General features: G+C 64.2%; 22 protein-coding genes. 1 reads left to right on the forward strand and 21 read right to left on the reverse strand.

The features are described from left to right. Nucleotides 1–142: 142 nt before the first annotated feature. The 12 genes from ACTHJ1_RS11940 to ACTHJ1_RS11995 all read right to left on the reverse strand — a co-directional run bounded on the left by ACTHJ1_RS11940 (nucleotide 143) and on the right by ACTHJ1_RS11995 (nucleotide 8,279). On the reverse strand, nucleotides 143–484 hold the full coding sequence (locus ACTHJ1_RS11940) for a 2Fe-2S iron-sulfur cluster-binding protein (RefSeq protein ID WP_440192539.1): 342 nt from the start codon (nucleotides 482–484) through the stop codon (nucleotides 143–145). Beyond that, nucleotides 481–1,071: an NUDIX domain-containing protein gene (locus tag ACTHJ1_RS11945; protein WP_440192542.1), complete on the reverse strand. Its 591-nt coding sequence runs from the start codon at nucleotides 1,069–1,071 to the stop codon at nucleotides 481–483. The genes ACTHJ1_RS11940 and ACTHJ1_RS11945 overlap by 4 nt, the downstream gene beginning before the upstream one ends. After that, nucleotides 1,068–1,388 carry a hypothetical protein gene (locus ACTHJ1_RS11950; RefSeq protein ID WP_440192545.1) on the reverse strand — a complete coding sequence of 107 codons (321 nt, stop codon included), beginning with the start codon at nucleotides 1,386–1,388 and terminating at the stop codon, nucleotides 1,068–1,070. The genes ACTHJ1_RS11945 and ACTHJ1_RS11950 overlap by 4 nt, the downstream gene beginning before the upstream one ends. Before the next feature lie 64 nt (nucleotides 1,389–1,452). Continuing rightward, entirely contained in the window at nucleotides 1,453–3,240 is a 1,788-nt protein-coding gene (locus ACTHJ1_RS11955; protein ID WP_440192548.1) for an ABC transporter ATP-binding protein/permease, read from the reverse strand. A 57-nt stretch (nucleotides 3,241–3,297) separates the two neighbouring features. Further along, entirely contained in the window at nucleotides 3,298–3,834 is a 537-nt protein-coding gene (locus tag ACTHJ1_RS11960) for a chromate transporter (protein ID WP_440192550.1), read from the reverse strand. After that, on the reverse strand, nucleotides 3,831–4,502 hold the full coding sequence (locus ACTHJ1_RS11965; protein ID WP_440192553.1) for a chromate transporter: 672 nt from the start codon (nucleotides 4,500–4,502) through the stop codon (nucleotides 3,831–3,833). Before ACTHJ1_RS11965 ends, ACTHJ1_RS11960 begins: the two co-directional genes overlap by 4 nt. Before the next feature lie 10 nt (nucleotides 4,503–4,512). Next, nucleotides 4,513–4,728: a SlyX family protein gene (locus tag ACTHJ1_RS11970; RefSeq protein WP_440192556.1), complete on the reverse strand. Its 216-nt coding sequence runs from the start codon at nucleotides 4,726–4,728 to the stop codon at nucleotides 4,513–4,515. 122 nt (nucleotides 4,729–4,850) lie between these two features. Beyond that, complete coding sequence (locus ACTHJ1_RS11975) at nucleotides 4,851–5,612, reverse strand: ABC transporter permease (protein ID WP_440192559.1); 762 nt, start codon at nucleotides 5,610–5,612, stop codon at nucleotides 4,851–4,853. Further along, entirely contained in the window at nucleotides 5,609–6,556 is a 948-nt protein-coding gene (locus ACTHJ1_RS11980; protein ID WP_440192562.1) for an ABC transporter ATP-binding protein, read from the reverse strand. Before ACTHJ1_RS11980 ends, ACTHJ1_RS11975 begins: the two co-directional genes overlap by 4 nt. A 117-nt stretch (nucleotides 6,557–6,673) precedes the next feature. Beyond that, entirely contained in the window at nucleotides 6,674–7,099 is a 426-nt protein-coding gene (locus ACTHJ1_RS11985; protein ID WP_440192565.1) for an organic hydroperoxide resistance protein, read from the reverse strand. A 180-nt stretch (nucleotides 7,100–7,279) separates the two neighbouring features. Further along, nucleotides 7,280–7,750, reverse strand: a complete 471-nt coding sequence (locus ACTHJ1_RS11990; protein WP_440192568.1) for a MarR family winged helix-turn-helix transcriptional regulator — start codon at nucleotides 7,748–7,750, stop codon at nucleotides 7,280–7,282. Between the two features lie 82 nt (nucleotides 7,751–7,832). After that, nucleotides 7,833–8,279: a GNAT family N-acetyltransferase gene (locus ACTHJ1_RS11995; protein ID WP_440192571.1), complete on the reverse strand. Its 447-nt coding sequence runs from the start codon at nucleotides 8,277–8,279 to the stop codon at nucleotides 7,833–7,835. Nucleotides 8,280–8,637: 358 nt separating this feature from the next. On the opposite strand from ACTHJ1_RS11995, the gene ACTHJ1_RS12000 reads away from it, so the two are divergent. Continuing rightward, on the forward strand, nucleotides 8,638–9,552 hold the full coding sequence (locus ACTHJ1_RS12000; RefSeq protein ID WP_440192574.1) for a class I SAM-dependent methyltransferase: 915 nt from the start codon (nucleotides 8,638–8,640) through the stop codon (nucleotides 9,550–9,552). 6 nt (nucleotides 9,553–9,558) lie between these two features. Here ACTHJ1_RS12000 and recO read toward each other — a convergent pair whose 3' ends face one another. From recO to rpoE, 9 genes are all read right to left on the reverse strand, one after another. Further along, nucleotides 9,559–10,146, reverse strand: a complete 588-nt coding sequence (recO, locus tag ACTHJ1_RS12005; protein WP_440192577.1) for a DNA repair protein RecO — start codon at nucleotides 10,144–10,146, stop codon at nucleotides 9,559–9,561. A 176-nt stretch (nucleotides 10,147–10,322) separates the two neighbouring features. Next, nucleotides 10,323–11,231 (reverse strand): GTPase Era, encoded by a 909-nt coding sequence (gene era, locus ACTHJ1_RS12010; protein ID WP_440192580.1) that lies wholly within the window; start codon nucleotides 11,229–11,231, stop codon nucleotides 10,323–10,325. Further along, nucleotides 11,228–11,989, reverse strand: coding sequence for a ribonuclease III (gene rnc / locus ACTHJ1_RS12015; RefSeq protein WP_440192583.1), 762 nt, complete (start codon nucleotides 11,987–11,989; stop codon nucleotides 11,228–11,230). Before rnc ends, era begins: the two co-directional genes overlap by 4 nt. Before the next feature lie 153 nt (nucleotides 11,990–12,142). Next, on the reverse strand, nucleotides 12,143–13,036 hold the full coding sequence (gene lepB, locus ACTHJ1_RS12020) for a signal peptidase I (RefSeq protein WP_440192586.1): 894 nt from the start codon (nucleotides 13,034–13,036) through the stop codon (nucleotides 12,143–12,145). A gap of 48 nt (nucleotides 13,037–13,084) precedes the next feature. Next, nucleotides 13,085–14,878: a translation elongation factor 4 gene (gene lepA / locus ACTHJ1_RS12025; RefSeq protein WP_440192589.1), complete on the reverse strand. Its 1,794-nt coding sequence runs from the start codon at nucleotides 14,876–14,878 to the stop codon at nucleotides 13,085–13,087. A gap of 125 nt (nucleotides 14,879–15,003) precedes the next feature. Beyond that, nucleotides 15,004–16,533: a DegQ family serine endoprotease gene (locus tag ACTHJ1_RS12030; protein ID WP_440192592.1), complete on the reverse strand. Its 1,530-nt coding sequence runs from the start codon at nucleotides 16,531–16,533 to the stop codon at nucleotides 15,004–15,006. 191 nt (nucleotides 16,534–16,724) lie between these two features. After that, a complete protein-coding gene (locus ACTHJ1_RS12035) occupies nucleotides 16,725–17,771 on the reverse strand; it encodes a MucB/RseB C-terminal domain-containing protein (protein WP_440192601.1) in 1,047 nt (348 codons plus the stop codon). Nucleotides 17,772–17,842: 71 nt separating this feature from the next. Continuing rightward, nucleotides 17,843–18,376 carry a sigma-E factor negative regulatory protein gene (locus tag ACTHJ1_RS12040; protein WP_440192595.1) on the reverse strand — a complete coding sequence of 178 codons (534 nt, stop codon included), beginning with the start codon at nucleotides 18,374–18,376 and terminating at the stop codon, nucleotides 17,843–17,845. A 10-nt stretch (nucleotides 18,377–18,386) separates the two neighbouring features. Beyond that, the coding region (rpoE, locus tag ACTHJ1_RS12045; RefSeq protein ID WP_440192598.1) for an RNA polymerase sigma factor RpoE at nucleotides 18,387–18,934 on the reverse strand (548 nt) is incomplete at its 5' end.

The following is an 18,934-nucleotide window of genomic DNA, read 5'->3' on the forward strand; positions in this document are numbered from 1 at the left end:
TGGCCGGCCAACCCGGTTGCGGCCCTTAGTGCCGGGCCAGCCGCTTTGGTTTGTGCGCGGCTGGGGGGGGCCGCCCCACCCCTATACTTCCCGCGGCCTGTTTTCCCCCGGCCCGCCGCAGGACTAAAGAACCCGCAGCACCTCAATCCCGACTCGCCCCCGTCAACGGAAACGCCGCAGGTTCACGCACCTGCAGCACCTCGGCCCCCGGCGTATCGATCAGCAGATCGCCGCGCGCCTGCGCCACGCAAGGCAGTATCCAGCCTTCGTCCTTCTCGTCCGAGCTCAATCCCGGCCACTGCACCACATACGCCACTCGCCCCTGCAGCATCCGGCACATACAGCTGCGGCAGACCCCGTTGCGGCACGAACTGGGCAAACGGATTCCGGCCCGCTGCGCTTCGAGCAGCACGGTGGCTTGCGGACGGCTCTCGAAACGCCAGCCCGAAGGCCGCAGCGTCACGGTATGAGCCGCTTGCGTCATGCGTCCTGCCATGCCAGTTGCCAGGCGCCCGAGGCCGCATTCTGCAGCCAAAGCAGGCAGGTCAGCGTCTTCGAGTCGGTGATGCGGCCGTCGCGGACGGCCGCAAGCATTTCGGGCAACGTCATGGTGCTCACATCCAGGAACTCGTCGTCATCGAGGCGGCGCTCTCCCGCCGTCATTCCGCGCGCGAAGTAAATGTGGATGATCTCGGTCGAGTAGGCAATGGCGATATGCACGGCGCCCGCATAAGCCCACTGCGCCGCGCTATAGCCCGTCTCCTCGAACAGCTCGCGCTTGGCGCAGACCAGCGGGTCTTCGCCCGGATCGAGCTTGCCGGCCGGGAACTCCGTCATGACCATACCCACGGGATAGCGGTGCTGGCGCTCGATCAGCAGACTGCCGTCGTCCAGTTGCGCGATCACCACCACCGCGCCGGGATGCACGATGTACTCGCGCCAGGCGGGGCCGCCATTGGGCAGGCGCACGTTGTCCCGGCGCACCTTCAGAAAGCCGCCGTCGTAGACCAGATTGGTGTCGAGCCGGGTTTCGACCAGATGCGCATCGTCGTGCAAAGGTTTTTCGCTCATCGCAACACTGCTCCCTGTAGCCGGCGCTTCTGCAGCGCTTTCAGACACTGCATGACGCCGTTTTGCCTGTCGGCATCGGTAATCGCCGCGCGATCGGATACGGTGCGGCAGCGCTGGTATTCGGCCAGACTTTCCGGCGTATCGCGAATGACGCCGGACGCGGCGGGTTGGCCGCCGCCCTCCTGCGTGATCGTCAACGTGGACGGTGGCGAAAGACTGCCCGGCGCGGCGGGAAACTGATATTGCTGCGTGGACTGCGCCGACGCCGCCGCGCAGGGCAGCGCCAGACAGGCGATCAGCAAAACGATTTTCTTCATGGCAGTCTCCAAAATAACGACCGATCGTGGCAAGGCGGTGACTGCGGGCTTGCGCAAGCGCCGGCTAGATCGCCGTCATCTGCCATCCGCCCGCGCCGTCCAGCGTCAAGCGATAGCTGTGAAATGCATCCAGGGTGCTGCGATGCCCGACGCTGACCAGCACGCTGTCGGGCAACCGGGCGCGCAGCAGCGTGTACAGCGCATGCTCCAGACCTTCGTCGGTGGCCGAAGTCGCCTCGTCCAGGAACACGACCTTGGGTTGATTGACCAATATGCGGGCAAAGGCCACGCGCTGCTGCTCGCCGATGGACAGAATGCGCGACCAATCGGCCCTCTCGCCCAGTTTGTCGGCCAGGTGCCCCAGATTTACCTGCCGCAGGGCATCCTGCAGGCGGGCATCATCGGCGGGGTCGGGCTCGAGCGGATACGCCACCGCGCCGCGTAGATCGCCCAGCGGCAAATACGGGCGCTGCGACAGAAAGAGCGACCGCGTGCCCAGAGGCCGCGACACCTTGCCTTGCGCATAGGGCCACAGGCCGGCGACTGCGCGCAGCAATGTGGTCTTGCCGCTGCCCGAAGGCCCCTTGATCAGCACCGACTGGCCCGGCTGCAACTGCAGATCGAGATCGCGCAGCAGCGCCTGGCCGTCGGGCCGGCTCACCGATAGCCCCTGCAGTTGCAGGCCTTCGGACTTTTCGTCGCTCTGCACGGCCGGCATCGCGCGCGCCGCCGCGCTGGAATCGAGAAAACCCTCGAGGCGGTTCAACGTGGCGCGATAGGATGCGAAGCTGTCATACGAACTGCGGAAGAACGACAGCGAGTCCTGAACCTGGCCGAAGGCCTGGGCAGTCTGCATCACGTCGCCCAGCTGTATGGCCTTGCTGAAAAAACGCGGCGCCTGCAAAAGAAAGGGGAACACCACGGCCACCTGGCTGACGATCAGGTTGAAGCCGTCGAACTTCAGCGTCCGGTATATCAGCGCCCACAAGTTGGCGATATACGCCAGGAATCGCTGGATCAAGTTTGCGTTCTCGACGCGCTCGCCCTGATAGAAGGCCACGTTCTCGGCGTTCTCGCGCAGACGGATCAGCGCGTAGCGGTAGTTGGCCGCCAGCCGCTCGCTCAGAAAGCTCAGCCGGATCAGCGGCCGCCCGATGCGAAACGCCAGCCAGGTCGCCACCAGCACGTAAAGATAGACGAGGAACACCATGGCGCGCGGGATCTCGACACCGAACACCGCGAGCGGCGCCGACAGCTGCCACAAGATGCCGGTGAAAGCGACCAGCGATACCAGGGAACTGATGACGCCCAGTGCCAGCGTTCGGGATCCCGACGTGAACGAGGACACGTCCAGTTGGATGCGTTGGTCGGGGTTATCCACGGCCGGCTCGACGAACTGCCCGCGATAGTAGGAGCGGTCCTGCATCCAGTCTTGCAGCATGCGTTCGTTGAGCCAGGTGCGCCAGTGGATGTCGAAAGCCTGATTGATCAGGTAGGCGACCAGCGCACGCGTCACGGTGATCGTGGCCAGTATCGCGAACAGCCCCATGAAATGCCAGAATGCCGATTCGTCCAACTTCTGCAAGGCGTCGTAAAAGCCTTTGTACCAGAACGAAAACAGCACATCCATGCGCACCGAGAAGAGCGACAGCAAGATCAGCAGGCAAACGACCGACAGCGGCTTCCAGCTGCGTTTAGGCGTGAAATACGGCCAGGCCAAACGCCAGAACTGCCGGCCCCATTGCGTGGTGCGCGCGAAAATCGCCGCCGCGACCGACGAGGCGACGATCACGATGAAAAAGGTCTTGATCAGCCAAATCAGGCTGCCACTTATTTGTGCGTTCCAATCCAAATCAGCACTCCCGTCGTGTGGGATTCGTCCGATGACGGACTTTCCCGGACCTATGTTTCAAGCCAGACCCAGGGTCTGGCACAGAATCAGCGCCGCCCCGCCGGCCGCCACCAAAAGCAGCGCGTTGACGCGCGTGAACATGACCGCCCCGGTCGAGGCCAGCGTGATCGCCTGGGCCGCCCAGCCACCCTCCAGCGCACGTATCAGCACATACACCGCGGCGGCCATCATGCCCGCCGCGATGGGCCGCAGCCCGCCCTCCAGCGCCAGTTGCCACTTGGCGCCGCGCTGCCTGCGCCAGAGATAGGCGATGACAAAGAGCAGGATGGCCGTGGGCCCGAACATGGCCAGGCTGGCCACCGCGGCGCCCCAGAAACCGGCAACCTGCCAGCCGATCAGCGTCACCAGCAGCGAGCCGGGCCCGGGCGCCATGCGGGTGATGGCGAAGGCATTGAGAAATTGCGCCTGGGTCATCCAGTGATGCTGGTCGACCACCTGGCGCTGGATTTCTGCCAGCGTGGTCTGGCCGCCGCCCACGGTCACCAGCGAAATAGGCACGAAGGTGGTGAACAAGTCCCAGAGCTGCCCGCTCATTGGCGAGCCCTCCGGCTGGACGGCGGTGCGTCAGACGCCGGCACGCATCTTCCCTCGCGACGCAGCCGCGCGTATTCCAGCGCGACGCTGATCGGCGCCACGATCGCCACTACCCATACCAGCGACAGGCGCAGGACCGCCACCATCACGAATACCAGCACCATCAGCGCCCACGGCAGCACGCGCCGGCGCACGCGCCGCACGGCCGTGATCGTCATGGACAGCGACAGGCCGATCGCCGCCGCGGCCGCGCCCGCCAGCCAGACATGCACCAGGGCAAAGCCCGAGAGCAGCGCGAACACCACGCTGATCAGCACCACCAGCAAGGCCGGCGGCAGCAGAATGCCCGCAAGCCCAGCCAGAGCGCCGCGCGGACCGACCAGGTGAAAGCCGATCCAGATCGACATATTCGTGACGTTGACCCCGGGCAGGGCCTGCGAGATGGCCAGGCCGTTGAGGAATTCCTCTTCGGTCATCCAGCGGCGATCCCGCACGAATTCGCGCATGAGCCAGCCGCTCAGCCCGCCGCCGAAGCTGGTCAGGCCGATGCGGGAAAAAATGAGGAAAAGACCCGAAGCCGTGGGCTTTGCGTCGTGAAGGCGCTCGCCGTCGGAACCCGCGGCGCGGGAGTCGGCCTTGCCTTCGGTTCCGGACGCAGTCGATTGCATGGACGTCGGATCAATAATGCGGCGGCAGTTCGTCGCGCAGGCTGCCGCCCCGCCCCGAATCGACGGGCATCTGCCGACGCAGTTCGGCCAGTTCGCGCAGCAGCAGATCTATCTGCTGCTGCTGGCGGAAGATCGTGTGATTGAGCTGGTCGAGCGTGTCCTCGGCGAAGCCCAGCTTGATTTCGAGCTCGGTCAGGCGGCGTTCGGTCTCGTTCGGTTCGGTCATGGCTACGCAACGATGTGCAGGCTGGCGCCTGCAAAGCTGCCAGCATAACCTGCTGGGACGGGCTCCGCCCTGCCGGACCGAGCTTGCCCGGCAGGGCGGAAACACCGTGAAACCCGCTCGCCCTACTGCTTCATGCGATGGCCGGTGTGGAATATCCAGCGAATGATGCCCAGACAGACCACCAGGAACAGCACCGTCATGCCCAGGCTCACACCCACTGCCACGTCGGCCACGCCGTAGAAGCTCCAGCGAAAGCCGTTGATGAGGTAAACCACCGGATTGAACAGCGTGACCTCTTGCCAGAACGGCGGCAGCATCTTGATCGAATAGAAGGTTCCGCCCAGGAAAGTCAGCGGCGTGAGGATCATGAGCGGAATCACCTGCAGCTTTTCGAAGCCGTCGGCCCAAATGCCGATGATGAAGCCGAACAGGCTGAAGGCCAGCGAGGTCAGCACCAGGAAGCCCAGCATCAGCACCGGATGCACGATGTGAAACGGCACGAAGACCCGCGCCGTGATCATGATGATCAGCCCCAGGAGGATGGACTTGCTGGCGGCGGCTCCCACGTAGCCCATGACGATCTCGATGTATGACACCGGCGCCGACAGGATTTCGTAGATGGTGCCCGAGAAGCGCGGCATGTAGATGCCGAACGAAGCATTGGACGTGCTCTGCGTCAGCAGGGACAGCATCACCATGCCCGGCACGATGAAAGCGCCGTAGCTCACGCCGTCGATCTGCCCCATGTGCCCGCCGATGGCCGAGCCGAAGACCACGAAATACAGGGCGGTGGAGATCACCGGCGAGGCCACGCTTTGCATCAGCGTGCGCCAGGCGCGGGCCATTTCGAAGCGATAGATCGCGCGTACGCCGTACCAGTTCATTGTTGCGCGCTCCTGTGCTGTTGTTCGCTCACCAGACTGACGAAAATCTCTTCCAGCGAGCTCTCCGACGACTGCAGATCGTTGAAGGCGATGCCCGCCTCGCCCACTCGCGCCAGCAGGCCCGCGATGCTGCCGCTGCCGCCCTGCTGATGGTCATAGGTGTAGGTCAGCTTCAAACCGTCGGCCGACAGTTCCAGCGGCTCGCCGCGCAAGGCCTCGGGCACCGCGGAGAGCGGCGCAGCCAGGCTCAGGGCGAGCTGTTTGCGGCCCAGCTTGCGCATCAGCGCGGCCGTTTCCTCGACCAGAATGATCTCGCCCTTGCGGATCACGCCGACGCGGTCGGCCATTTCCTGGGCTTCTTCGATGTAGTGCGTGGTGAGGATGATGGTCACGCCGTTTTCGCGCAGATGCCGCACCATTTCCCACATGCCGCGGCGCAGCTCCACGTCGACCCCGGCGGTGGGTTCGTCCAGAAACAGAATGCGCGGCTCGTGCGACAGCGCCTTGGCGATCATGACGCGCCGCTTCATGCCGCCCGACAGGGCGCGGATGCGCTCGTCTTTCTTGTCCCACAAAGAAAGATCGCGCAGCACTTTTTCGATGTGCGCCGGATTGGCCGCCATGCCGAACAGGCCGCGCGAGAACGAGACCGTGTTCCAGACGGTCTCGAACGCGTCGGTGGTGAGCTCCTGCGGAACCAGGCCGATCGTGGACCGCGCAGCGCGATAGTCGCGCACGATATCGTGACCATCGGCCAGCACCTGCCCGGTGCTGGCGGTGACGATGCCGCAGATGATGCTGATCAGCGTGGTTTTTCCCGCGCCGTTCGGGCCCAGCAAGGCGAAGATTTCACCCGGCTGGATATCGAGATTGATATTTTTGAGGGCCTGGTGTCCCGACGCATAGGTCTTGGACACGCCCTGTACGGAAATGACGGGCTGCACGCGGCCCCCCTTCTGAAGAAGCAATACCGCGATTTTACTTGGACATGCCGCCCGGATTGGTCGCGTGGCTGAACAGCTGTGTTCCAGCCACGCGCCTTCTGCGCAGCCCCTTCCGGTTTACAGCAGGGTCAGCGTGACGTCGATATTGCCGCGCGTGGCGTTCGAATAGGGGCAGACGATATGCGCGCGGTCGATCAGATCGCGGGCCTGCGCCGGATCCATGCCCGGCAGGGAAATCTTCAATTCCACCTCGATGCCGAAGCCGGTGGGAATGGGACCGATGCCTACATTGCCCTGCACCGTCACGTCGGCCGGAATGGAGAACTTGTCGCGGCCGGCCACGAACTTCATCGCGCCCAGGAAACAGGCCGAATAGCCCGCGGCGAAAAGCTGCTCGGGATTGGTGCCGACATCGCCTGCGCCGCCCAGTTCCTTCGGCACGGTCAGTTTGACGTCCAGCACGCTGTCGGACGACACGGCGCGGCCGTCGCGGCCGCCGGTGGCTTGGGCTTGGGCACGGTAGAGGACTTTTTCGAGAGACATGGCAAAACTCCTTGAGGGTAAAGGTGCAAGGCACCTGCTCGGTACTGCATGGGCCAGACTACGCCGCCCGGATGGCGGCATCGTTAAAACTTACCATATTTATATAACGAACTATTTAATAGTACACTATTTAAAATTTACGCTTAGGGCACCGGCATTCAAATCGCCCCGGGGCTCGCGTTACTCGTACTCCGCCAGATGTCCGCGCAGCCGTTCCAGCTCGCTCTTCAACCGCTGCAGATCTTCGAGCGAGCAGGACATGGCGCAAAAGACCTGGGGCGGCACCTCGGCAGCACGCCGTTTGAGCGCCCTGCCCTGGGCCGTCAAATCAATGATCACCTGACGCTCGTCGCGCGCGTCGCGGGTGCGGCGGATAAGGCCGGCTGCCTCCAGCCGCTTGAGCAGCGGCGTGAGCGTGGCCGAATCCAGAAACAGGCGCTTGCCGATTTCCGACAAAATAAGTCCATCTCGCTCCCATAGCACCAGCATCACCAGATACTGCGGATATGTCAGGCCCAGCCCGCCCAGCAGCTTGCGGTAGACCTTCTGCATTGCCAGCGACGTGGAATGCAGGGCGAAACACAGCTGATTGTCCAGCTGCTGCGCCTGATTGTCCGGCTGACGGGGCAAGGTGCGGGTTTGATCGGTCATGATGTCCGTATATTAAATCGTTCAAAATTAAATAGCAAGCTATTTAATTAATGGCTTGCAGGATCGGCAAACGCAGCGCGGATCACGATGCCAGCCCGGCGGCACGTTCGTATTCGATATCCCACTGCGACTCGCCGGTCTGCACGAACCCGTATCGTCGATAAAACAGATTCGACTCGCTGCCCCGCAAGGCCGTGACCCGCATGGATGCGCCTTGCGTCTGCGCGAACAAATGCCGCATCACTGCGCCGCCTAGGCCGCGACCCTGCACGCGTGGATGCAGATAGAGATGATCAAGGCGCCAGACGGCCTCTTCCGGGCACAGCGCGTAAAAGCCGACGCGCTCGCCGCCCAGGCAGATCCAGCGCATGTGCTCCGGCGCGAAGCCGGCCTGCAAGCGGCGGCGCGAGCGCTCCGGGTCGTAGCGGCCGAGCCGCTCCAGACTGGGTCTCATGGCCAGCGCACGCAACGCGGCCATGGCCTCGAAGTCGTCGGTCTGAACGACTTCGAATGACAGCGCGGCATGCATTACAGCCGTCCTGATGGCGGGTCGGCAGCCAGGGAATAGATATCCATCTCCACGCGCTCGGCCGCCCCCATGCAGCGCCACTCAACGCAAGCGTCGAGCAGTTCGTCGATTGAGCGCCTGCGCGGCGCCGGGCATGGGAAGCAGGTTCATCGTCAAGCCAGTGTATCGGCTCGCGCCCCCCGGAACAATCGGCTTTGTCGCGCTCGCAGCGCGAACTGCCCCCCTGCCATGGACCAACCGGTTTGCTTAAGGATTCCTTAATCTTGGCCAAAGACAATGCCGCCGGGCTGTCGCGCGTTCCCCATGGACGCGCGCGCATCGAGCCGGCGGCGATGCGCCCGTATATCAAAAAAGAATCATGACGCTGAATTTTTCCGATTCCTGGTCCGAATGGCTGCTGTACCGGCGCCACGGCGGCGATGCGAAACTCGAGCAGAACGTCCTTGCCGACACGATGAGGTATGCCGACCGGGTGCTGGACGGCGCCCGTCTGGAGCCGGGCATGCGGCTTGCCGACATCGGCACGGGCGACGGACTGGTGGCCTTTCGCGCCATAGAGCGCGTCGGCCCGTCGTTGCAAGTGCTGATGACGGATATTTCCTGCGCGCTGCTGGACCACGTACAGACGCTGGCCTCGGAGCGCAATGTCAACCGGCAATGCGAATTTCTGCAGGGATCGGCCGACGCGCTGACCGGCATCGCCGACGGCTCGGTGGACGTGGTGACGACGCGCGCCGTCCTGGCCTATGTCGCAGACAAACCGACCGCGCTGCGCGAATTCCATCGCATCTTGCGGCCCGGGGGCAGGCTGTCGATCTGCGAGCCCATCATGCGCGACGATGCGCTGGAAGTGTGTCTCTTGAAGAAACTCGTCGACACGCAGCATCCGCTGCACGGCCCCATCGACCCTTTCCTGTCAATGCTGTTGCGCTGGCGCGCGGCGCAATACCCGGACACCCTGGAAAAGGCCCAGGAAACGCCTATCGCCAACTATAGCGAGCGCGACCTCGTGCGCTATGCCTTCGACGCAGGCTTTACCGACATTCATCTCGAATTCCACATCGACATGCAGACCCTGGACATGCCGACATGGGATGCGGTCTTGAATCTTTCCCCGCATCCCTTGGCGCCACCGCTAAGCGCCGTTCTCGAGAAACACTTTACGCCCGACGAACGGCGTTTTTTCGAACCCCGGCTGCGCGACCTGCTGAATGACGGGCAACGACGATTCACGACGAACCGCACTGCGTGGCTGACGGCGAAAAAACCCTGAAAGCCCTCAATATCGCTGCAAGGCCATCAGTACCTTGCGCGTGGACAGGGGCCGGCCGGCCAGATTGGCCTCGAGCCGGTCGCGCAGGCTGCGGCGCAGTTCGGGCTCGATGTGCGGATCTTCGAAGTCGGGATCGTCCTGGTCCAGGCCATAGCCCGTTTCGCGCAGCAGGATCCACTCGAAGCGGCGCAGCGCGCCGGCCGCGCGGCCGCCCGAGGCCAATTGGGTCAAGGCATCGTCGTAGGCGTCGAACAGCACGGGATGCGCATCCTCCCGAGGCAGCAGGCGCAGCAGCAGCTCGTTCATGTACCAGGCCGACATCAGCGCGCCGCCGCCCAGCGGCCGCACGCCCGCGGGTTCGGCGCGGGTCAGGGTCTTGACCTCCCCGCCCCCCGCCCACGACAGCGACAGGGGCTGGAAAGCCGACAATACGGGCCTCAATACGGAGTACGGCCGCTTGGCGCCCTTGGCCACCAGCGCCAGGCAACCGTGCTCGCGCGAGAAGGCCTGCACGACCAGGGACGTTTCGCGCCATGCGGAAGCATGGAGCATGAAGCCCGGCGTGTCGGTGATGCGCTGGGCGCGCTTGCTCATGGTGCCCCCCGGCTCACACTGCGTGTTCGCCGACCCCCCAAGGGGGTACCCGCGTCGCCCGCCGTGGGGCGGCCCGGCGGCGGGCTCGGGTCACGCTATTTGCGTGTTCGCCGACCCCCCAAGGGGGTACCCGCGTCGCCCGCCTTGGGGCGGCCCGGCGGCGGGCTCGGGTCACGCTATTCATATCCCAGGTCGCGCAACGCGCTTTCGCGGTCGGACCAGCCCTTGCGCACCTTGATGTAGACCTCCAGGTGTACGTTCTTGTCCAGGAGCTTGGCGATGTCCTGGCGTGCCTCGGTGGCGATGCGTTTCATGTGCTGCCCGCCCGCGCCCAGCAGGATGGGCCGATGGCTGTCGCGCTCGACCACCACGCACGCGGCGATGCGGGCCGAGACATCGGTCTCTTCCCATTGTTCGATGACCACGGTGCAGCCGTAGGGCAGCTCATCGCCCACCAGGCGGAAGATCTTCTCGCGCACCAGCTCTGCGGCGATGAAGCGCATGGACCGGTCGGTGAGCGTGTCTTCCTCGAACATGGGCTCGCTCTCGGGCAGGCGCGCGGCGATCTCGGCCAGCAACTGGTCGAGTTGCTGCGACTTCATGGCGCTCACAGGCACGACGGCGCCATAGGCATGCTGCGCCATGATTTTGCCCACGAAGGGAAAGAGCTCGTCGCGGTTCTTGACCTCGTCGATCTTGCTGATCACGAGTATGGTGCGCTCGTTCGCCGGCAGCAGGGGCAACAGCTGCACATCGCCGTCGGTCCACTTGCCGGCCTCGACCACATGCACCACCACGTCCACGTCGGCCAGGGCCTGAGTGACCACGCGGTTCATCATACGGTTCATGGCCCCGCCGTGGCGCTTTTGAAAGCCCGGCGTGTCGACGAAGACGAATTGCTCGTGCTCGCGCGTAAGCACGCCGTGGATGCGATGTCGCGTGGTCTGCGCCTTGCGCGAAACGATGGAGATCTTGCTGCCGATGAGGGCATTCATCAACGTGGACTTGCCCACGTTGGGACGCCCCACCACGGCAACGAAGCCGGCACGGAACGGACCGGCGGGCGTATCGGAAACGGGGTTCATTTAACCTCTTGCGCCACCGCGACGGGCAGCGACAATTGAGTAGTCTTGCGGGCCTTGCCGGTCTTGCGCGGCGCGCGTGCGGACGGGCTGGCGGCCTGGGCGGCAGCCAGCGCCAGCGTGGCGGCCGACTGCTCGGCCGCCCGGCGGCTGGAGCCGGCCGCGAGCACCTTGATCTCGAAGGCCGGCACGGCGCATTCGACCTCGAACTGCTGGCTGTGCGCGGCGCCGTGCGTAGCCACCACCGTGTACAGGGGCAGCGGCAACTTGCGGCCCTGAAGGAATTCCTGCAACAAGGTCTTGGCGTCCTTGCCCAGGGTCTTGGGATCGACGTTGGCCATCACCGGCTGGTAGAGCTTGAGCACGACCTTGCGCGCCGCGTCGAATCCAGCGTCGAGGAACACCGCGCCGAAGATGGCCTCGACCGCGTCGGCCAGAATGGAAGGACGGCGAAAACCGCCGCTTTTCAATTCGCCCTCGCCCAGGCGCAGATGCTGCGACAGGTCCAGGCGCTGCGCCACGTCGACCAACGAGGCCTGCTTGACCAGGTTGGCGCGCAGGCGGGAAAGATCGCCTTCGTCCAGCTTGCCGTATTTTTCGAACAGCATCGCGGCGATCACGAAATTGAGCACCGAGTCGCCCAGGAACTCGAGCCGCTCGTTATGGCGCGCGCCGTGACTGCGGTGCGTCAGCGCCTGCTCGAGCAGAGTCTGGTCGCCGAAGCGATGATCCAGGCGGGTTTCCAGGGTGGCGAGGGCCATGATGAGTTCCCGAGGTGCTACCCGAGCGAGCCGCCGGGCCGCCCCAAGGCGAGCATTGCCCCTGACGGGGCATGCTCTTTGAGCCGCATGGACGAAAACCCGCATCCCCCTCGGGGGGACGCGAACACGGAGTGTGAGCGAGGGGTAGTCATTTCAATGGAAGCGGCCGATACGGCTGGGATGGCTGAAATTCATCCAGATAAAGAAGGCCTTGCCCACGATATTACCGTCAGGAACGAAGCCCCAGTAACGGCTGTCCTCACTATTGTCACGGTTATCCCCCATGGCGAAGTAGTTGCCCGGGGGCACCGTGCAGCGCACGTCGGTACCGGAATATTGGCAATCGTTCAGATGGGGATAACGCCAAATGGCGCCAAGCTGGGCCGAACGTTGGTCATTTAACAGAATTTCGTGCTTTACATCGCCCAATTGCTCGGAAAACTTCGACACATAGCCCTGATCGGGGTCGAAATAATCACCATCGCGGGTGTGCGTCACCAGCTTCCCATTGACGTAGAGGCTCTTGTTCACATAGGCGACCTGGTCGCCCGGCAGACCGATGACGCGCTTGATGTAATCCTGGCTCGGATCGGCCGGGTAGCGGAATACGATCACATCGCCGCGCTGGATGCCGCCGGTGGTGATGATCTTGCGGTCCACGATGGGCAGCCGGATGCCGTCGCTGAACTTGCTGACCAGAATCAGATCGCCGTCCTGCAGGGTCGGCAGCATCGAGCCCGAAGGGATGCGAAAGGGTTCGACGACGAAAGAGCGCAGCGCGAACACGAACAGAATCACCGGGAAAAAACTGATCGAGTACTCGACCCACCACGGCATCTTGCCGGCTTTCTCGCCCACTTCCTGGCGCTCGCGCGCCCGATCGGCATCCGACAGTTGCTTGTTGTAGGCCGCGGCCGCGTCGTAGGCGGCTACGGCGGCCTGCGCGCGCGCGGCACGGCCCTTGCGCAGCCATGCCAGGTCCAGAACCCAGACGATGCCGGTAACCACCAGCAACACAAACAGGATCAGGGCGAAATTCCAACTCATGAGATCAACCTGTAAGGGAATGAGCGAGCGTGATTGAGGTGCGGGTTCTTATTTGTCTTCGACCTGCAGAATGGCCAGGAAGGCCTCTTGCGGGATTTCGACGCTGCCCACCTGTTTCATGCGTTTCTTGCCGGCTTTCTGCTTTTCCAGCAGCTTTTTCTTGCGGGTAATGTCGCCGCCGTAGCATTTGGCCAGCACGTTCTTGCGCAGGGCCTTGACGTTCTCGCGGGCGATCACCTCGGCGCCGATAGCGGCCTGGATGGCCACGTCGTACATCTGGCGCGGGATCAGCTCGCGCATCTTGGACACCACCTCGCGCGCACGGTAGCGTGCGTTCGAGCGGTGCACGATCATGGCCAGGGCATCGACCTTGTCGCCGTTGATGAGCAGGTCGACCCGCACCACGTCGCCCGAACGGTATTCCAGGAACTCGTAGTCCATGGACGCGTAGCCGCGCGACACCGACTTGAGCTTGTCGAAGAAGTCGAGCACGATCTCGGCCAGCGGGATCTCGTACTTGAGGATGACCTGCCGACCCGAGTAGTTCATGTCCACCTGGGCGCCGCGCTTGTTGTTGCACAGCGTCATCACGGGACCCACGTACTCCTGCGGCATGAACAGGGTGACGTTGACGATGGGCTCGCGGATGTCGACGATCTTGCCCACTTCGGGCATGCGCGACGGGCTGTCGACCAGGATGATCTCGCCGTCGCGCTGCTCGACCTCGTACACCACCGACGGTGCGGTGGTGATGAGATCCATGTCGAATTCGCGCTCGAGGCGCTCCTGCACGATCTCCATGTGCAGCAGGCCCAGGAAGCCGCAGCGAAAACCGAAACCCAGCGCCTGCGACACCTCGGGCTCGAATTGCAACGCGGCGTCGTTGAGCTTGAGCTTTTCCAGCGAATCGCGCAGTTGGTCGTACTCGGAGCTTTCCACGGGATACAGGCCTGCGAACACCTGCGGCTTGACTTCCTTGAAGCCGGGCAGCGGCGCGGACGCGGGCTTGCCGGCCAGGGTGACGGTGTCGCCCACCTTGGCATCGGCCAATTCCTTGATGCCGGCGATGATGAAGCCCACTTCGCCCGCCGAGAGGTGGTCGCGCGGCTGCGACTTGGGCGTGAACACGCCGACCTGTTCGCACAGGTGGGTCGCGCCCGAAGCCATGAAAAGGAGTTTGTCCTTGGGCTTGAGCACGCCGTTGACGATGCGCACCAGCATGACCACGCCCACGTAGTTGTCGAACCACGAGTCGATGATCAGGGCCTGCAGCGGCCGGGCCGGATCGCCCTTGGGCGCGGGCACCTTGGCCACGATGGTCTCGAGGATCTCGTCGATGCCCATGCCCGTCTTGGCGCTGGCGGGCACGGCCGCCGAGGCGTCGATGCCGATGACGTCCTCGATCTCCTGGCGCGCGCCGTCAGGATCGGCCTGGGGCAGGTCCATCTTGTTGAGCACGGGCAGCACTTCCACGCCCAGCTCGATGGCGGTGTAGCAGTTGGCCACCGTCTGCGCCTCGACGCCCTGCGAGGCGTCCACCACCAGCAGCGCCCCCTCGCAGGCCGAGAGCGAACGGCTGACCTCGTACGAGAAGTCCACGTGTCCCGGGGTATCGATGAGATTGAGGTTGTAGACCTTGCCGTCCTGCGCCTTGTACTGCAGGGCCGCAGTCTGAGCTTTGATGGTGATGCCCCGTTCGCGCTCGATGTCCATGGAGTCGAGCACCTGGGCGGACATCTCGCGATCGGCCAGCCCGCCGCAGCGTTGGATCAGGCGATCGGCCAGGGTCGATTTGCCGTGATCGATGTGGGCGATGATGGAAAAATTGCGGATGTGCTGCATGAGGGGCGTACAGGATGGGCGGAACGGCCTGCCGGTTTTTTTGCAAAACCCCGACAACCCGTCCCTATTTGGAATCAACCCACCATTTTACCGCATGGGGCAACCCTTTTCCTGCGCTGCCCGACTTAGCCCGCAGGCTGGATAGCCACCCATTGCACCTGCTCGCCGCGGCGCACCAGCACACCCGCCACCTTGTGCTTGTCCAGCTTGGCCACCACTTTGGCGAAAACGTCGGCATTGGCGATATCGGTGTTGTTGACGGCCAGGACAATATCGCCCACCTGGATGCCTGCGTCGGCGCCCAACCCAGCGACTGCGCGCACCAGTGCGCCGCCCTTGATATGCAGTTTGCTCAGCTGGTCGGCCGGCACGTCGACCACGCCAAGGCCGAGCAGGTTGTCGGTCGAGGGCTCTTTCTTGCCCTGGCTGCCTTGGTCATCCGCAGCAGCCGGCTTATCGGCCTGGATCTCGACCACCTTGACCTCGAGCTTGATGCTCTTACCCTTGCGCCAGACCTGCAGCGACGTTGCCGTGCCGGGCTTGAGGTCGCCCACCATACGCGGCAGATCGGACCAGCGCTTGACCGGCTTGCCGTCGAAATCCGTGATGACGTCGCCGGGCTGGACGCCGGCAGCTTCGGCGGGGCTCTTCGGTTGAACACTGCCGACCATGGCGCCCTCGGCCTTGGGCAGGCCCAGGGCCTTGGCCACGTCGTCGGACACCTCGCTGATCTGCACACCCATGCGGCTGCGCGTCACCTTGCCCGAAGCGCGCAACTGGTCGACTACCCGCATGACGTCGTCGATGGGGATGGCCAGCGAAATGCCCATAAAGCCGCCGCTGCGCGAGATGATCTGCGAGTTGATTCCGATGACCTCGCCGCGCAGATTGATGAGCGGACCGCCCGAGTTGCCGGGATTTACCGCCACGTCGGTCTGGATGAACGGCAGGTAGTCGCCCGTGTCGCGGTTGATGGCGCTGATGATGCCCGCCGTCACGGTGGAATCAAGGCCGAAGGGCGAACCGATCGCCAGCACCCACTGCCCCTTTTTGATCTTGTCGGAATCGCCGATGGGCAGCGTTGCCATGCCCTTGGCGTCGATCTTGAGCAATGCCACGTCGGTCTGCTTGTCCGAGCCTACAACCTTGGCCTTGAACTCGCGGCCGTCGGTCAGCGTAACGTAGATATCGGTCGCGGCATCGATCACGTGGTAGTTGGTCAACACGTAGCCGTCACTGGAAATGAAGAAGCCCGAACCCACGCCTTGCGGCACGGTGCGCTCCTCGGGCGCCGGCTGGCTCTTGGGCGCCTTGCGCCGCCCCGGACCGGGCTGCTGCGGGCCGCCCGGCCCCTGAAAATCGGGGCCGAAGAAGAAGCGGAACAGATCGGACGGATCCATGCCGCCCGCGCCGCCGTGTATCGGCACGGTGGCGGTAGTGCGAATATTGACCACCGCCGGATCGGTTTTTTCGACGATGGGTGTGAAATCCGGCAGATTGACCAGCGGCGCGGGCGACACGGCCGGCGCGACGGCTCCGCCGGCATGCGACTCGGCGGCCGGCGCCGGGGCGGCGCCCGCCAGGGTCAGAACGGTCGCGGCGGCGAACGCTGCGGCGCGGCGCGACAGCGGAATGGACACGAAAGTGAAATGCATCAAAACGGCTCCGAAATGACCCGCGACGCGCACCAGCGCGCGACAACAGGCCGCCAAATCAGTCGGCAAAGTCTAGTGCAGAAAACGACAGGGACAAAATCCGCGATATACGCTGACACGGGTTTCGAACGAAGCGACTCGCAGGCCGGGCGACAAGCTGCCCGCTTGGACCGCGCTCGACGCGGACCGGCTCAATGCGCCGCGCCGACAACCGGCTTGGGGGCTGCGTGCTGAACGGCGTTGGCCAGGCGCTCGAGCGTGACGACGGGCACCTCGCCCAAGGCGGTCAGCCAATAACCGGCCACGCGCTTGCCGTAGATGTTGATGGCCCCGTGATGAATGGGGCCGGCCGGCGGGTGGCGATGCCTGCTGGCGTCGTAAGGCTCAATGAACAGCGAAATAGCGACCAGGCCGTCGGACAATACCATCTGGCTGACGGTGCGCGCCGCGCCGCCCGAAACCGGGCCCATCTGCCGTGCCACTTCCATGATGGTCTTGAATCCGTCGGGCATGCCGACGTGCCAGCCCTGCGCGGCCATATCGACCGGTTTCATGACAGGCCGCAGCACCTTCCAGTCGTGCGTGTCCCAGGTCGAGTCGACGCGCGCGGGATCCATGTCGTTGCCCAGGTGCACCGAGGAAAAGCTCACCTGCTCGACGATGCGGCGGGCCGAATCCAGGGTCTGCTCCTTGAGCAGCAGGCCGGTTTGCGTGTCGACGCACAGCCGCAAGCCGTAGCGCAGCGAATCGCGCGGTTCCAGCAGCACGACGCGGCACTCGCGCCCTGCCTCGCGGTTGAGCCGGTCGAGCACCTTGAGCTTGTAATGACTCAGCACCTGGGCAGGATCGCTCTGCAGCAGCCCGGGGAAACGCACCGTATGGCGGCTGTCGTGACGCACCGTTTTGCGATCGGGCTGCAGATACTGCACGTCATTGTTGTGCCGCAGATAGATGCGCGGTTGCCCGTCCAGCGTTTCGACGCGCTCGCGTTCGCCGCTGGCGTCCACCACATGCACCATGCGGGACGACTGGGTGTTCTCGCCCTGCTGGTACATGAAAACGCCCTGATAGTCTTGCTTTTCGGCGGCCGTCTGGATATAGGTCAGCAGTTGCGCAGGCGTTTGGGCCAGGCGGCTGATTTCATCGGAAGGGGTGACCGACGCGGCGGGAGAGGCCGGCTGCTGCGCTGCCTGCTTGGCCAATGCGCCGCCGCAGGCCAGCGCGGCGCCAACCACCAGGCTCGCGGCCACGGCGCCGCGCACTACCGCGCGCAGCAGTCGGACGACGGGCCCGGATTGACCGCGGACCTTCAACGGCTCGCCCCGATGTCGAAGGACACCTGGCGCACGGCGGTGGGGCCGGCGAGCTGGCGATGCGCTTCGAGGTAATCGTGCAGGCTGGCTTCGTCCAGGGTGGCGGTGTTGCCCGGGCCGGCCGACGCGGCATCGGCCAGCGCCGGACTGCGCTCGGCGCTGCCGCCCAGATAGGGTTGGATCATCCACGCCACCATGGCGACCGCTGCAGCCACGGCCAGCCCGGATAGTGTCATGCGCAGGGGCCGCCGCGCGTTGGTTGGAGCTGTTGGCGCCACGATGGCCGGCTCGGCCTCCAGGGCCTGCAGCAAACGCGCCTGGAAACCGGCATTGGCGGGCAGAGCCAAGTCGCCGCTGCGCAGCGTGTCGCCGATCAGATGGTACGTGTCCCAGGCCTGCCGCCCATGAGGCGTGGCCAGGATGTCGGGCAGATCACCCTCGATTTCGCCGTCGACCCAGGCCGAAATCTGGACATAGAGAGCGTCGTCGCGGGTCTCTTTCGAGACGGAGAGTGAAGCGGCGGATTGCATGGGCGACTCCTTACCAGCGACGTTCGGCATCGATATCCAGAATGGGGCGCAGCCGCTGGGCGATGGCTTCGCGCGCACGAAATATGCGGGAGCGTACCGTACCAATCGGGCAGCCCATGGTCTGGGCGATGTCTTCGTAGCTCATACCTTCGATTTCACGCAGGACGATGGCGGTGCGCAGCTCCTCGGGAAGCTCCTCGATGGCCGAGTTCACCGTTTCGGCGACCTCTCGGCTGGCGACCATGGATTCCGGCGTACTAATATCGCTTAGGCTGTCCGTTTCGTTAAAAGTTTCACCGTCTTCGCTTTCTATTGCATTGGGCGCGCTGGGACGTTTACCGACGGATGACAGCCAATTGCGAGCCGTATTGATGGCGATGCGGTACAACCAGGTGTAGAAGGCGCTTTCGCCGCGAAATTGCGGCAGTGCCCGGTAGGCCTTGATGAAGGCCTCCTGGGTCACGTCCAGAGCCTCGGTGCCGTCGTGCACATAGCGCGTGACCAGCTTCACGATCTTGTGCTGGTATTTGCGTACCAGCACGTCGAAGGCGGCCTTGT

It is taken from the genome of Bordetella sp. (genome assembly GCF_051960075.1).
Taxonomy (GTDB): Bacteria; Pseudomonadota; Gammaproteobacteria; order Burkholderiales; family Burkholderiaceae_B; genus Bordetella.